The following is a 14,850-nucleotide window of genomic DNA, read 5'->3' as shown; positions in this document are numbered from 1 at the left end:
TAAACAGTGAAGGTAGATTCATTCTATGATGCTAAAAATAGAAATATAAAAAGTCGCAGTCGTATTATAGATTTGCGATTTTTTTGTATTTGATTAGGTTGACTAAATGCCTCCTCTATTATGATACATTTTTTTCAATCGATAGTAAACTCGACATAATCGGTAGTAAGGTTCCGTTAATCAGTAGTAATTTCGATTTTCCAGGTCTCTAGACTGAAAAAAATTTAAAAATGAAAAAACATATATTAAGTTAATGTAAAGTATTTTTGATTGCCCTATATGTCTAAAGTACTTCTGAATACATTCCATTCTAAGGGAAAACAGATTTAAAATACATATTTGTATGGAATAAGTAAATTCTATAGCATAAAGGTCCTGAACAAATGGCTAAGAGTAGTAATTTGTTCTCGATTTTAAATATTTACACATCATTTACATGACTTTTATGAAAATTCAATATCCCGATTATATGATGACAGTGTACATATGACGAGGAGGGGAAAAATGAAAACTTCAATTAAAAAGAAAGTAATGGCTGTTGCTGCTGTATCAACTCTAGCTATTGGTACATTGGTAGGTGTTAACTGGTCCACATCGATGGCAGAGGCAAAATCTCAGCAGAATAATGGAAAAGTGAAAAATGTGATATTTATGGTTCCTGATGGTTACTCCGCTTCCTATGCAACAAATTATCGTTGGTATAAAGGAAAAGAATCTACAATGGATTCCATGCTAGTAGGCATGCATCGTACGTATTCTGCAAATACGGAAGTTACGGATTCGGCAGCTGCGGGAACAGCCATGGCTACCGGTGTAAAAACAAATAACGGAATGATCAGTACTTCTCCGGAAGGAAAAAAGTTAAAAACAATTTTACAAGCTGCTGAAGATGATGGTAAATCATCAGGTCTTGTAGCTACATCGACTATTACCCATGCCACTCCAGCTGTATTTGCGTCAAATGTTGCATCCCGTGCAGACGAAGCAAATATCGCACCACAGCTTTTAGAAAATGATGTGGATGTTATTCTTGGTGGGGGTAAAAAGTACTTTCCGGATAACTTGCTAAAAAAGGCAAAAAAAGACGGATATGATATTGTTTCAGAAGGAACAGATTTAAAAAAAGCTAATAAAACCAAGAAACTTATCGGACTCTTCGCTGAAGAAGGCATGGCTCCTGAATTAGATAGGGAGGAAACGAAGCAGCCAAGTTTAGCGGAAATGACAGATACGGCTTTGAACATACTTAATAAAGATAAAGATGGTTTTTTTCTAATGGTTGAAGGCAGTCAAATAGATTGGGCTGGCCACGCTCATGATGCTGCATGGGCAATGAATGATGCACAGGCATTTGAAGCAGCAGTTGAGAAAGCACTAGATTTTGCAAAAAAAGATAAAAATACGCTTATTGTTATTGCAGGTGATCATGATACAGGTGGAATGTCTGTAGGAGGTTACGGTGAATACGATGCAAAAATAGAGGTTTTACGTGATGTCACCGCAACTGGCGATTTTATGGCTAGCCAAATAAACCCTGATAAAAGCAATGTAAAAGAAATAGTTAAGAAGTACACAGCATTGGATGTAACAGATGAGGAAGTAGATAAAGTGAAAACAGCAGACAAACCGAGTATAGCGATTAATGAAATTGTTTCTGAACGTGCACTTGTAGGCTGGACTAGCACTCAGCATACAGGAGTTGATATCCCGTTATATGCATTTGGACCGAGTTCAGAATTATTTGCAGGGTTGCATGAAAACACAGACTTGCCGGATTTGATGGCTAAGGCAATGAAGATAAAGTTTAAACAAACAAAATAAGACAAAATAGAAAAAAGGCTGTTGAGCAGAAACGCTCAACAGCTCTTTTTTGAGGGACTTATTAAAGATATGGCTCTACAATCTTCTTTACACGATCGATACCTTCCCACATGTCACCAGGCCCATCATAAATTAATGTTATGGAACCTTCATAGTTAAAGTTGGCCAATAGATCCAAGCATTTTTGAAATTCTACTGCATCTGGCAAACCATTTGAGTCGAAGTTTGCCTTGGCGTGAACAGATTCACTATATGGTAGGATCGCTGCCAATTCCTCGTATTTATTTTTTCCATTAAAATTTCCGAAGTCTGTAATCATTCGAATGGACTCATGACTATTGTGTAATAAATGGATACAGTTGTTCGAATTTGATGTCAGGGAACGGAAGTTTTCCATCACAATACGGACCCCTTGTTTCTCAGCATATATTGCGAGCTCTTGTAAATGTTGTGCTGATCGCTCTAGTGCTTGCTGATCTTCAGGATCAGAATCTCCAGCAATTACTCTAATCCGTTGTGCACCAACTTCAGCAGCAATAAAAATCCACTCTTTGATGAATTCCAAATCCTTATTACGACGAACTTCGTCATCATTTGAAATATCTCCATAATCCAATAAAAGCGTATGTAAAGTAATATTTGCATGTTTACAGGCTTGGCTTATTTCATTTAAATAGTCTGAGTCAGTGCGCTGAAAATGGAAGTGACAAATTTCCAACGCATTGAATCCTTTGGAAGCCAATGTTTCGGGTAGGTCTTTAAGCTTTATCGTTTCAGGCTGGGCTTTAATTTCGACAACTTGTTTCTTTTCTGCATCATCCCAAACTGTCCAACGAAGAGGTCCAAGGTTTCGGTGTAAGCTCCAAGTACTTATAGAAAGATATGACATATATAACACTCCTTTTTGCATTTTTAGAAGATATTGAACCTTCTTATTATATTCATTATAGCAGTCTACTACTTTCTTTGGTAATCTTTGAATATAATATATTTTACATGGTAATGAACAAAGAAAAGGAAAAGGAAAGGAGGAAAGGAATACATTATGTGGAATATAGATAGATGCATTTGGAATATTAATCATTCGAATCTCCTTCCCTTTAGAATAGTGGAATGGAAAGAATTAAATGGTGGAACTTCCAGCAGTGTATGGAAGTTATTAGGTGATGATAGTCATCATTATGTTTTAAAAAGCAATGAGTACGAGATGATAAAAGCAGAATCGGATTTTTTATTAACATACCAAAATGTTGGGATTTTACCAAAAGTTTTATATGTGGACAATGATCATGAATATTTTATTTACACATACATCTCTGGGAATGTAAGGTCAGTAATGAGCAACAAAAAAGTATTATTAAAGAGACTGGTAAATAAACTAATTACCCAATATAAGCCAACCGCCAAACATAATTGGGGATGGACACAAAGCTTAAGCAAAGATTGGCATTACTATCTTTTGGGAGAGATTGAATCAGCAAAAGAAATTATTGGTACGGCACTAACAGAAGATGATTTTAAACTTGTCAAAAATCTTATTCAAAAAGAAACTAGAATTAATCCTAATGAAGGTTCTTATCTACTGCATGGAGATTGTGGGGTCCATAATTTTTTACAAGTGGATAATAGGCTAGTAGCTGTTATTGATCCGATGCCGCTTGCAGGTCCCTTGATTTATGAACTTGTTTTTGCCTTTTGTTCTTCTCCTGAGCAGCTTACAATGGATGTTATCTACGAAGCGGCCAAAGAGCTTCCTAATTTCAAAAATGATAAAGATCAATTAGTAGAGGAAGTAATTATTGGGCTGTATATACGAATGCTCAGATGTATTTATCATCATCCACAAGATTTACCAGTTTATTTGGAAGCGTGGAAATACTGGACAACACTTAATAGAATATATTAAAAGATAATAAAAAGAAGCGGGGATTGCATAAATGAAAAATCAAAAAATAGTATTTACCGGTGGGGGATCAGCGGGCCATGTAACTCCAAATCTGGCTATTATGGAAGCGTTAAGCGTTGATTGGGACTTACATTATATTGGCTCATTGTCTGGTATTGAAAAAGAAATTATTGAGAATAGTCAAATTCCTTATTATGGGATCTCAAGTGGTAAGCTACGTCGCTACTTGAGTAAAGAAAATATGTTGGATGTAGCAAGGGTCGTAAAAGGAATTTGGCAAGCAAGGAGCCTGCTTAAACAATTAAAACCGAAGTTAGTATTTTCCAAGGGCGGCTTTGTAACGGTTCCAGTCGTTCTGGCCGCAAAGTCGCTTTGTATTCCGGTTTTTCTACATGAAAGTGATATGACGCCTGGACTAGCTAATCGAATTGCAATGAGGTTTTCTGATAAAATATTTACCTCTTTTGAAGAAGCGGCCGATCATTTTCCCAAAAAGAAAACAATGGTAGTAGGTTCGCCAATTCGAAAAGCGCTATTTCAAGGTAATCCTTCGAAAGGAAAGGCATATCTTCATTTTAATAAATATTTACCTATATTAACTATTATGGGTGGTAGCCTTGGTGCTAAAAAAGTTAATGAGGCAGTGCGTAGTTTACTTCCTGATCTAACAAAGTATTTTCAAATTGTGCATATTTGTGGAAAAAATCAGACGGACAGTAAATATGCCAGACTTGCAGGGTATCAACAATTTGAATATATATCAGGAGAATTAGCCGATATTTTATCCACTACTGATATGGTGCTGACAAGAGGGGGATCAAACGCGATCTTTGAGTTTTTATCGCTTCGAATCCCGATGCTGATTATTCCTTTACCGAAATCACAGAGCAGAGGCGACCAGATTTTAAACGCCATTTCTTTTCGTGAAAAGGGTTATGCATTAATGCTTGAAGAAGAGATGTTAACGAGTGATGTACTCTTTCAACAATTAATCGCTCTTCAAAAACAAAGCGAGCAGATGGTGGACGTAATGAGAGATTCTATAGCTAGCGAGGCAGTTAAGATCATTGTAGAAGCAATTGAGGAAACGAAAAAAGGGTACTGAACAAGAAAAGATAAATGAAATTTGATTATTATAATGTGTGTTCAAAAAGGTGCCAAATTATAAACAAGTAGTTCGGTCGTGACTTGCACACGACGTGAGCGATCTTAACAGAGGTTCCTCTTTCTAAACAGAGGCCTTTTCTTTAGGAAGAAATTTGCCGTTTATCATTTGGTGTTGAACATCCTCTTATATTGACGAGATAAGAAATAATAATTTATGCTATAATAGAGCAAATAATGGAGGTGATATCAGTGACGGATGAAAAATTAGATAGACTATTTGAAGTGATGATTGAATTTAAAAAGGAATTTAGTGATTTTAAAAAAGAATTCTATGAGTTTAAAGATGAAATGTATTTATTTAAATCAGAAATGTATAGTTTTAGAGATGAAGCGTATAAGCGATTTGACGGTGATTTATTAGCGATGCGTCAATGGGGCAATGAAAAGGAGATTAATCGTATCAAAAAAACGATGGGATTATGATAACCACCGCCTAAGTGTCATAATTACCCCCAATTACCCCCAATTACCCCCAATTACCCACGAGATTTTTATCCTCACTCAAAATCCAGCACAGGATGATATATTACAAATAAAAAGTGCCGAACTTAATGGCTCTTTTTTGTGTTCGATCAAAACTTTGGTATGTATAATATTCAACCTTTATAGTAATCACCAATGAATGAAAGATGCTCTGTTATTTTTTCCTCTCAACTAGAATGTTGTAGGGCATACAGATCATATAATGTTCGTAAAATTAGTGTATAATTATCCTATCTAGTAATAAATATGGAGTTGAATAAATATTAAAACTATATCTGATATTGCTAAAATCGCTGGAGTAGCCAAAAGCACTGTTTCCCGTTATTTGAACGGAGGATCTGTAAGTGGTGCAACAAAAAAAAAGCTTGAAAAGGTTATTAACGAGACAGGATATATTCCGAATCCATTTGCACAAAGTTTGAAAGCCAAAAAAACAAATATGATTGGTACGATTGTGCCGCGTTTGGATTCATACGCTACTTCTCATACCCTAATTGGTATAGATGAGCAGCTAAAAGCACAAAATTATCAAATGATCATCGCCAATACAAGTCAAAGTATAGAACGTGAAATCGAAAGCATTTATCATTTTGCTAATCAAAAAGTCGATGCTATTATTTTATTAGCAACGGTGATTACAGAAGCCCATATAAAGGCATTTGAAGTTGCTCGAACTCCTGTAATAATGATTGGTCAAGAGCATGAAAAGTTTCACTGTGTAATCCATGATGATTATGGGGCTGGGTTTGAAATAGGTAATTATTTGCTTGCAAAAGGTCATAGAAAAATTGCATATCTAGGAGTTACTGAAAATGATATTGCGGTTGGTGTAAAACGAAAACAAGGTTTCTTCAATGCAATGAAGAGTCGACAACACTGCGAAGTAAAATACTTCGAGACAGGTTTTAGCATTCATTCCGCTATCATGGAAGCTACTTCTATTTTAGATGAATATGATCCAACCATCTTTGTATGTGCGACGGATAATATTGCTTTAGGTGTATGTAAAGTAGTTTACCAAAAAGGATATAAAATACCTGCGGACATTTCTGTTACAGGTTTTGGTGGTTATGAAATAACGGAGGTGATTCATCCAAGTTTAACAACAGTACAATTTTATTATAAAGAAGCTGGAGAAAAGGCTGCTAAAATGATAATTGAGTTACTACAAGATAAAGAAGTTCCAAAGTTATCAATATCAAAATTTAAAATTATTGAACGAGAAAGCGTTGACAGTTTATAATGTCCGGTTTATAATTCTACTGTAACCGTTTCAAGTAGTTAAATATAACCGGATTCATCTTATTTTTTTGCTAAAAAATGGAACCGGTTCTAACAATATATTTTTTTATACCTTATTGGAACCGGTTCCGAAAAATATTGAAGAAATGAAAGGTGATATGTATGAATTATCAAGCTATTGCTCAAAAGATTCTCGATGCATTAGGCGGTAAAGAAAATGTTTCGGCTGGCGCTCACTGTGCTACTCGTTTACGCCTTGTTTTGAATGATGAGGAAAAGATCGATCAAGCTAAGTTAGAAAATATGGATGTTGTCAAAGGAACATTTTCCACTGGAGGACAATTTCAAATCATCATTGGATCTGGAACAGTAAATGAAGTTTTTAAGGAATTTGCTATTCTTGCAGGTTTATCTGAAATGTCTACTAAGGATATTAAGGATGCTGGTTCAAAGAAATTGAATCCAATGCAACAGTTCGTTAAAATGCTCTCAGATATTTTCGTTCCAATCATTCCAGCTATTGTTGCTGGAGGATTGTTAATGGGGATCAATAATATACTAACGGCCTCAGATTTATTTATTAAAGGGAAATCTTTAATAGATGCATATCCCCAAATGGCGGATTTAGCAGCATTAATTAATACATTTGCGAATGCAGCTTTTGTTTTTCTGCCAATTTTAATAGGTTTTTCTGCAACACAACGGTTTGGAGGTAATGCATATCTGGGAGCAGCATTAGGTATGTTGATGGTTCACCCTGATTTATTGAATGGTTGGGGATATGGTGGCGCTTTAGTTAGCGGGGAAATTCCGGTATGGAAGATATTTGGATTTGAAATAGAAAAGATTGGCTACCAAGGTACTGTACTTCCTGTTCTTGCTGCATCCTATATTTTAGCTAAAATAGAAACTTCTTTGAGAAAGATTGTTCCATCTGCGCTTGATAATCTATTAACACCGTTATTAAGTATTTTTGTCACTGGTATTTTAACATTTACTTTAGTTGGTCCGATTACTCGTACTGCGGGAAATTTATTAACAGACGGAATTGTTTGGGCATATGACACAACTGGGGTTATCGGTGGTACAATTTTTGGATTAGTGTATGCTCCTATCGTTATTACTGGTATGCATCATAGCTTTATCGCAGTTGAAACACAGTTATTGGCGGACATTGCTAAAACGGGGGGATCGTTCCTCTTTGCTATAGCGGCGATGTCAAACATAGCACAAGGTGCGTCTACACTTGCTGTTCTAAAGATAACCAAAGATAAAAAATTGAAAGGTACCGCTTCTGCTGCAGGTATTTCAGCACTACTTGGTATTACCGAACCGGCAATGTTTGGTATAAACCTAAGGTTAAGATATCCATTTATTGGAGCTATTATTGGATCGGCCATTGGATCCGGATTTGTTACCTTATTCAAGGTAAAGGCAGTTGCGATGGGAGCAGCCGGACTACCTGGTATTATTTCCATTAATCCGCTATCGTTTATTCCATATATTATCGGCATGGCTATCGCTTTTGCAGTCGCATTTACGATGACGATTATTTTAGCAAAACGTGAAGCTAAAAAAGCAATATAAGGGAATGGTCAAATACCCCTGTAAAAACGGCTCTTACATGTCATTGTTGTTGTCAGCTCGCTTATAGTCCTTGCGTAAGAATAGGATCTTGTTGCGTCTTTTTAGATCTATTTGGAACATTCACTATAAGTATCTAAATATAATAGGGGAATCGCCAAATGGTTCTACTATGTTTCGATTATGGAGGTTTGTTTTACAATGGAATGGACTCGAAAACAAAGATATACAAAAATAGAAGAAGTCACTGAAAAAGAACTTCATGAACTAACGATCAAGGTGGAAAATTGTCCATGGAGGCAGGAGTTTCATGTTCAGCCTGAAACGGGATTACTAAATGATCCAAATGGATTTTCCTTTTATAATGGGGAGTACCATTTATTTTATCAATGGTTTCCACTTGGACCGGTTCATGGATTAAAGTATTGGTATCATACTAAATCTAAAGATCTGGTTCATTGGGAAAATGTCGGCATCGCAATTAAGCCTGATAATAAATTTGATAGCCATGGTGCCTATTCGGGGAGTGCGATAGAACATGAGGAAAAGCTTTATCTTATGTATACCGGCAATACTCGTCTTGATGATTGGCAAAGGCATCCTTATCAATGTATGGCTGTAATGGATCAAAATGGAGGGATATTAAAAATCGATAAACCGGTCATCGCGGATGTTCCAAAAGGGTATACCGACCATTTTAGGGATCCAAGTATTTGGGAAGATGAAGGAATATATTATGCTTTGATAGGTGCACAACGGCAAAATGAAACAGGTTGCGTTTTATTGTATCGTTCGTTCAATATCATAGATTGGTATTTTGAGGGTGAAGTAAAGACAGGATTAAATGACTTTGGTTATATGTGGGAATGTCCAAATTACTTTGAAAAGGATAATCAAGGGGTGCTTATTTTTTCTCCACAGGGCATAGAGCCTTACGGGGATAAGTATCAAAATATATTTCAGTCAGGTTATGTAATTGGAGATTTACTAGATCTGAAAGAAAAAAGCTTTTCACACGGTGAATTTTATGAATTAGATAGGGGCTTTGATTTTTATGCTCCGCAAACAATGGAAGATCCAGAAGGTCGTCGTATTTTAGTAGGGTGGATGGGATTGCCAGAAATTAATTATCCGACTGATCAAAATGGCTGGGCCCATTGCTTAACACTACCAAGGGAACTTACTATTCAAAATGGCAAACTAATTCAACAGCCAATAAAGGAACTTCAAACGCTTCGTAAACAGAAATTCAGTGTGGAAGATTCACTTGTAAATGAAAAAAAAATGTACAATGACATGAAGGGCAGAACATATGAATTAATTTGTGAAGTTGACATGGAAGATGCTTTAGAGTTTGGAATAGAGTTTCGTGCAAATGAACAAGATAAAACAGTCGTTAAATATGACGCAAGATCGAAAAAAATTGTTTTAGACCGTACGTTGTCTGGAGAGATTTTTGGCTCAACCTATGGAACAATGAGAAAATGTGAGCTGGATTCTAAAAAAATCAAATTTCATTTATTTGTAGACAAATCTTCAGTAGAAATTTTTATTAATGATGGAGAGGCAGTTTTTACAGCTCGTATTTTTCCGAATCAAAGCGCTAATTACATTCGCTTTTATTCTAAAGGAGGTAGTGTTTCCTTTAATGCGGAGAAATGGGATATCTAGTTCTTTTTATAGAAAGTGTAGTATGAATATATCTGAAATCCTAGAAAGATAGTGTTTCTTTTTTTGTCAAAGGGAACCATTTATTTATATAATCGTATTAGATTGTAATAGGTAGCAGTTATATTTGTAAACTAGTTTTTTATAAAAATAGGAGTTGAGTGAGTATGCAAGTATTTATTATAACTGGGGCATCTAAGGGTATTGGTTTAGCACTGTGTAAGGTTTTAATGGATGAAGACAATATACTGATTTGTGTTGCACGTACGAAAAATGAAGAACTTCTTCAACTTGCGAAAGAGAAAAAATGCCACGTCATCTTTTACGAAAATAATTTAGCTGATTCAAAGGGTATCAAGAATTTAATGGAGACAATGATTGATCATCTGCCAGAGCACATTAATTCGGCCACGCTTATTAATAATGCTGGAGTAGTGGATCCAATTGGACGGACAGAAGATAATGACCCGCTCGTGATCATGGAAAATATCGCAATCAATTTGACGGCGCCAATGATCTTAAGTTCTGTATTTATAAAAAAGTTACATAATCACCCTATTACCAAAAAAATCATTAATATTTCATCTGGTGCAGGACGTAAAACGTACACTAGTTGGAGCAGTTATTGTGCTAGTAAGTCGGGACTTGATCATTATACAAGAGTTGTTTCGGAGGAGCAGAAGACAAATCCTTTTGGGGTGAAAATCATTTCAATTGCACCAGGAATAATTGATACTGGAATGCAAGAAAAAATTCGTGAGACAAACGAAAAGGATTTTGAATTGGTTGAACAATTTATCGGTTATAAGAAGAATGGTCATCTTAGTTCACCAGAGGAAACGGCCAGCAAGCTTGTACAAATGATCGAAAGTGAAACATTCAATGACCTAGATGCAATCGTTGATTTGCGGAACTTTTAGTATGGTGTGGGGTAGGACATTAAAAGGTGAAAAGAGATCGTTTCTTAACTAAAGATTGGAAGACCATGACACATATATATAGGGTGGATCCAAATCAAATGTTGGATACACCCTTTCCTCATTTAGTTTTAAATTTTCTATTATAATGTGTTAATGTTAATAAAGGAAAGATGTATTGGTAACTATGATAGTGGATGTAGAAAGCTCCACCCATCCCTTGTCCAACAGGGTAACTTTTAGTCCAATCATTTTTATTATATGACTCTAGAATGTAGGAAATGCCGGCGTTAATTTCTGGTGTTGGTTTGTCAGCCACTGATATGAGCGCGTCTAATGCCCATGCTGTTTGAGTTATATTGCTAGAACCAAGAGGGATGTAATGTTTATGAAGATCACTTTTGCTAGATTCACCCCAACCACCGTCTTTATTTTGTATTTTTTGAAGCCAATGAACCGCTTTTTTGATCGCCTTTGTCTGCGGGTTTATCCCAGAAGCGCTCAGGCCGGTGACGGCCGCCCAAGTTCCATAAATGTAACAAATACCCCAGCGCCCATACCATGATCCATCTTTTTCTTGATTATTAAATAGCCAATTTACTCCGCGTTTTATTACCTCATGATTTTTTGGGAAATTCGTGTAGCTGCCTAGGAACTCTAGTGTTCTTCCAGTCAAATCAGCACTGCTTGAATCAGTAAGTAGAAATCTACCACCCTCCATTGGTAATAAATTCACCCATTTTTTATCGACATTCTTTTCAAAGGCAGCCCATCCACCATCATCATTTTGCATAGAGAAAATCCATTGAATCCCTCTATCCCAAGCTTGATGAAATTGGGGATCAGTCTGGACTAGATGCGATATAGTCCTAAGTGATGCGGTTGTATCATCTACGTCGGGATTGATCATATTAATATGTGAAAATCCCCAGCCCCCAGGTAGAACGCCAGGATTATGAAGTGCCCAATCCCCATATTTATAGTGTTGGTGCTTTAATAAATACCGATTTGCTTTTGCGATTACTGGATCAAAAGTTGGTACCCCTGCATTTATAAGCGCATAGCTAATAAGAGACGTATTCCAGACTGATGCTGTTGTATATTGCATGTGTGTGTTGCCATTAATTTCACATTTCATTGCCTTTAAACCATCAATTGCATGTAAAATCACTGGGTCATTTTTAGAATGCCCAAGAGAAAGGAGGGCAAAGATCATTAAAAAGGTAGAACTAAAATAGCTATAAAGTGTTCCGTCTACTTCAATATGATTATACATATATTGTTTTGTACGATCGATTGCTAAAGAATGAATGTGTTGAGGTAAACTAAACAGACTTTTTATCCCATCACTTATGAGTGAAAATAATTGTTTTGATTCACGGGTTTCTTTCCAAATGAAAAAGTCTTTTTCTCTAGAAATAAATATATCAGTGAGAGTAGGGCTCTTTTTCGTTTTTTTACTAAATTTTTTATCAGCTATAATCATAATCGGAGCGAGATTAGCTCTTCCAAATACAGAAATATCATAAAAGTTTACAGGGAAAGTAAGTGGTAACAGGATCAACTCAGCTAGGCTGGGCAAATGGGAAGGCCAAGGAATTTGCCCTGTGATTGCAAGCATTATTTTTGTGAACAGATGTGACTTTTCAAGCCCACCACTTGCAAGAATAAATTTTTTTGCTGCCCGTAATCGCTTATCATCATTTGTTAAATGTCCAGAATAAAGAATGGCATAATAGGCCTCAATTGTAGCGGAAACATTCCCGCCTTCTTCATCACGAAATAGTTTCCACGTTCCATTTTTGTCCTGCTTGCTTAATATCCTCTCGGTTAGTTTTAATATCAACTCTTCATCATTTATTTCGAGTGTCCTTAATAAAATAATCATATAGGCATCTGTGGCAATTCCTGTTTCAAAAGGGTAGTCCCATGAACCATCAAGTGTTTGTGCTTCTTTGAGCTTTTGAATCAAATGCTCAGTTGCATGCTTAGTTCGATGTATCATTGCTACACCATCCCCTCTAAAATTACTTTCCTACATATTCATATTCCTGCATGAATAAATAATTCTTGGTGGAGGTGATTGGAAATCTTTTTATTAAAAAAGTTGTGCAAGAATTTGCGGCTTCCAGCGGATTTACAAGCTATTAAATCCGAGTTAAAGAAAAAGCAACATATATCTAGTCATGAGCAAGTAGTATTATCCAAAGAAGATAAAGAACTTCTTCAACAAATTAAGAAAACAACAATACAGTCAAATACCAATAATGTGACAAGAACGGAAGCATACTTATACTTTTATCTTCAGTATCCCGAAATACATTGGGCTTTTCTAGGCCATATGGTATCGAGAAACGGTGGCTGGAATATGACAGATTTAAAAGGAGAACATCTTTCTAGATTAATGACCAATAAAACAAGAGTAGCTTTTTTTTCCTTTTTGGAAAGGGGGAACTGGCTTATTTTTCAAGATGTATATCCCCAATTTTTATTGTACTCAGAATGTAAGAAGAAAAGACGGAATTTATTCTATTTGTTACCATTTCTAAATGTTTCCGTATTTATGGAAGTGATTTGGAATCAATTTTGGAAAAAGCAAAACTGTTATTATCTTGCTATCGCACTTGTTATTAATGAACAAAGTTACTTGGAGAAAAGAATCGTACAAAATCCTCTTTATAAGAAGGAGGTATTTCAAACACTCGAGTTTATATTGCAAGATATACTATCTTTCAATCATATTTTGTTTCCATATGAAGCTAGTGGGAGATCGCCCCTTATTGGTTTAACGCTTCATCAATTCGGTTCCGTTCACGAACGGATTTCACTTGGAAAAAAACTATATCATTTACTTTTTCATTCGAGTGAACGATACGAAAAGGTATTGCATTGGGCAATTACTCATCCACATACAGGCTCAAGGAAAGACTATTGGCCTGCCATTTTTAATAATGTAAACGAAGGGGTACCAGGGAAGGGTTTGAATCGTCGGCTAATAGGATGTCAGCTACAAAAGGGCGCAAATAAGTTATACAGTCCAAGGCTAGAACATGCATGGAAAAATATAGATCAAGCAATTGCAGAACCTGGAGATTGGTTTAATGACTCGGGAATTGTCATATATTTAGAAGAAGAAACAGTCGCCCTAAAAGGTGATATTATGGAGGAGTATTGTGAAACACTTGAAAATCTTGAACTTGTGGCAATGGCTAAAAAAGCAATTTCCACTTAATCTTATTCACACCATTTTATTCGCAACCTTATTAGGAACATATTTAGATCTTTATTTTGTAGGAAAAGGTATTTATGAATTTCCAATTCGACCTTTTTCAGATATATTTACTATTAATATTGTCTTCACTTTATTAGGACTTCCTATTTTAACATTGTTATTTCTAATAATAATGAACAAACTGAGCAGATTGAATCGATTTATATATATTTTTTTGTTTAGTTTTGCTGTTCCAACGATTGAGGGGAACTCGGAACGTCTGGGTTTCTTTCAACATAGCGACAGTTGGAAACATATCTATTCTTTCTTTGGTTATTTTTTATTCTTTATCGTCGTCTGGAAAGTTTATAAATGGAACAAGATAGGTAGTAAGTAGTGGGTGAAAGGCATCTTGGTTTTGAGAGTAACCACCAGTTTATACCCGACATTTTTTAAGTCGATAAAATGATGTCCTATAAGTAATTAGCTTATAGGACATTTTTTGGCTGAATATAATGTTTACTTGATTTACTTACTGTGTTTAGTTCTATTAACCAGCAAGAAGTGAACTTTTTTATATAATCACTTATTCTCTTGGTGTTCTCGTGTAGGAGAGAACACGTCGGATTGACCCAAACTGTGGAAATTTCGACGGGTCGATATCTTTTAGATGAAGTCCATATGGCACTTAACGATCACTTCTTCTTTTATTTTTTTTGGGGTCTTTTTCATTTGTTGCTCTTTGTGGCTCGATATCCATGCCCATTTCTTCCTTCATGTCTTGTTCAACGGAATTATTAGCTTCTGTTTGATCTTTTTTATTCATGATTTAGTTCCTCCTTTTCAAATCT

The 14,850-nt window shown here is 35.7% G+C and carries 13 protein-coding genes; 10 read left to right on the top strand and 3 right to left on the bottom strand.

Annotated features, from left to right (window positions below):
- The first annotated feature begins 504 nt into the window (after window positions 1-504).
- On the top strand, window positions 505-1,821 hold the full coding sequence (locus tag MHB53_RS06985; RefSeq protein WP_340916547.1) for an alkaline phosphatase: 1,317 nt from the start codon (window positions 505-507) through the stop codon (window positions 1,819-1,821).
- 61 nt (window positions 1,822-1,882) lie between these two features.
- Here the strand turns inward: MHB53_RS06985 and MHB53_RS06980 are convergent, their stop codons facing one another.
- Window positions 1,883-2,710 (bottom strand): sugar phosphate isomerase/epimerase family protein, encoded by an 828-nt coding sequence (locus MHB53_RS06980; RefSeq protein WP_340916544.1) that lies wholly within the window; start codon window positions 2,708-2,710, stop codon window positions 1,883-1,885.
- 156 nt (window positions 2,711-2,866) lie between these two features.
- On the opposite strand from MHB53_RS06980, the gene MHB53_RS06975 reads away from it, so the two are divergent.
- From MHB53_RS06975 to MHB53_RS06945, 7 genes are all read left to right on the top strand, one after another.
- A complete protein-coding gene (locus tag MHB53_RS06975) occupies window positions 2,867-3,727 on the top strand; it encodes a phosphotransferase (protein WP_340916542.1) in 861 nt (286 codons plus the stop codon).
- Window positions 3,728-3,758: 31 nt separating this feature from the next.
- Window positions 3,759-4,832, top strand: a complete 1,074-nt coding sequence (locus MHB53_RS06970) for an undecaprenyldiphospho-muramoylpentapeptide beta-N-acetylglucosaminyltransferase (protein ID WP_340916539.1) — start codon at window positions 3,759-3,761, stop codon at window positions 4,830-4,832.
- A 251-nt stretch (window positions 4,833-5,083) separates the two neighbouring features.
- Entirely contained in the window at window positions 5,084-5,317 is a 234-nt protein-coding gene (locus MHB53_RS06965; protein ID WP_340916537.1) for a hypothetical protein, read from the top strand.
- 322 nt (window positions 5,318-5,639) lie between these two features.
- Window positions 5,640-6,620, top strand: a complete 981-nt coding sequence (locus MHB53_RS06960; RefSeq protein ID WP_445661503.1) for a LacI family DNA-binding transcriptional regulator — start codon at window positions 5,640-5,642, stop codon at window positions 6,618-6,620.
- A 161-nt stretch (window positions 6,621-6,781) separates the two neighbouring features.
- Window positions 6,782-8,206: a sucrose-specific PTS transporter subunit IIBC gene (locus MHB53_RS06955; RefSeq protein ID WP_340916536.1), complete on the top strand. Its 1,425-nt coding sequence runs from the start codon at window positions 6,782-6,784 to the stop codon at window positions 8,204-8,206.
- A gap of 198 nt (window positions 8,207-8,404) precedes the next feature.
- Window positions 8,405-9,874 carry a glycoside hydrolase family 32 protein gene (locus tag MHB53_RS06950; protein ID WP_340916533.1) on the top strand — a complete coding sequence of 490 codons (1,470 nt, stop codon included), beginning with the start codon at window positions 8,405-8,407 and terminating at the stop codon, window positions 9,872-9,874.
- A gap of 164 nt (window positions 9,875-10,038) precedes the next feature.
- Window positions 10,039-10,791 (top strand): (S)-benzoin forming benzil reductase, encoded by a 753-nt coding sequence (locus MHB53_RS06945; protein ID WP_340916530.1) that lies wholly within the window; start codon window positions 10,039-10,041, stop codon window positions 10,789-10,791.
- Between the two features lie 118 nt (window positions 10,792-10,909).
- Here the strand turns inward: MHB53_RS06945 and shc are convergent, their stop codons facing one another.
- A complete protein-coding gene (shc, locus tag MHB53_RS06940) occupies window positions 10,910-12,793 on the bottom strand; it encodes a squalene--hopene cyclase (protein WP_340916528.1) in 1,884 nt (627 codons plus the stop codon).
- An 84-nt stretch (window positions 12,794-12,877) separates the two neighbouring features.
- Here shc and MHB53_RS06935 point away from each other — a divergent pair, with 84 nt between their 5' ends.
- On the top strand, window positions 12,878-14,020 hold the full coding sequence (locus MHB53_RS06935; RefSeq protein ID WP_340924530.1) for a DUF2515 family protein: 1,143 nt from the start codon (window positions 12,878-12,880) through the stop codon (window positions 14,018-14,020).
- Window positions 13,962-14,396, top strand: coding sequence for a CBO0543 family protein (locus tag MHB53_RS06930; protein ID WP_340916526.1), 435 nt, complete (start codon window positions 13,962-13,964; stop codon window positions 14,394-14,396). Before MHB53_RS06935 ends, MHB53_RS06930 begins: the two co-directional genes overlap by 59 nt.
- 291 nt (window positions 14,397-14,687) lie before the next feature.
- Here MHB53_RS06930 and MHB53_RS06925 read toward each other — a convergent pair whose 3' ends face one another.
- On the bottom strand, window positions 14,688-14,825 hold the full coding sequence (locus MHB53_RS06925) for a 3-methyladenine DNA glycosylase (protein ID WP_340916524.1): 138 nt from the start codon (window positions 14,823-14,825) through the stop codon (window positions 14,688-14,690).
- Window positions 14,826-14,850 lie beyond the last annotated feature (25 nt).

Origin of the sequence: Bacillus sp. FSL K6-3431 (assembly GCF_038002605.1) — a bacterium.
Taxonomy (GTDB): domain Bacteria; phylum Bacillota; class Bacilli; order Bacillales; family Bacillaceae_C; genus Lederbergia.
This window is presented reverse-complemented; position numbering and strand designations above follow the sequence as displayed.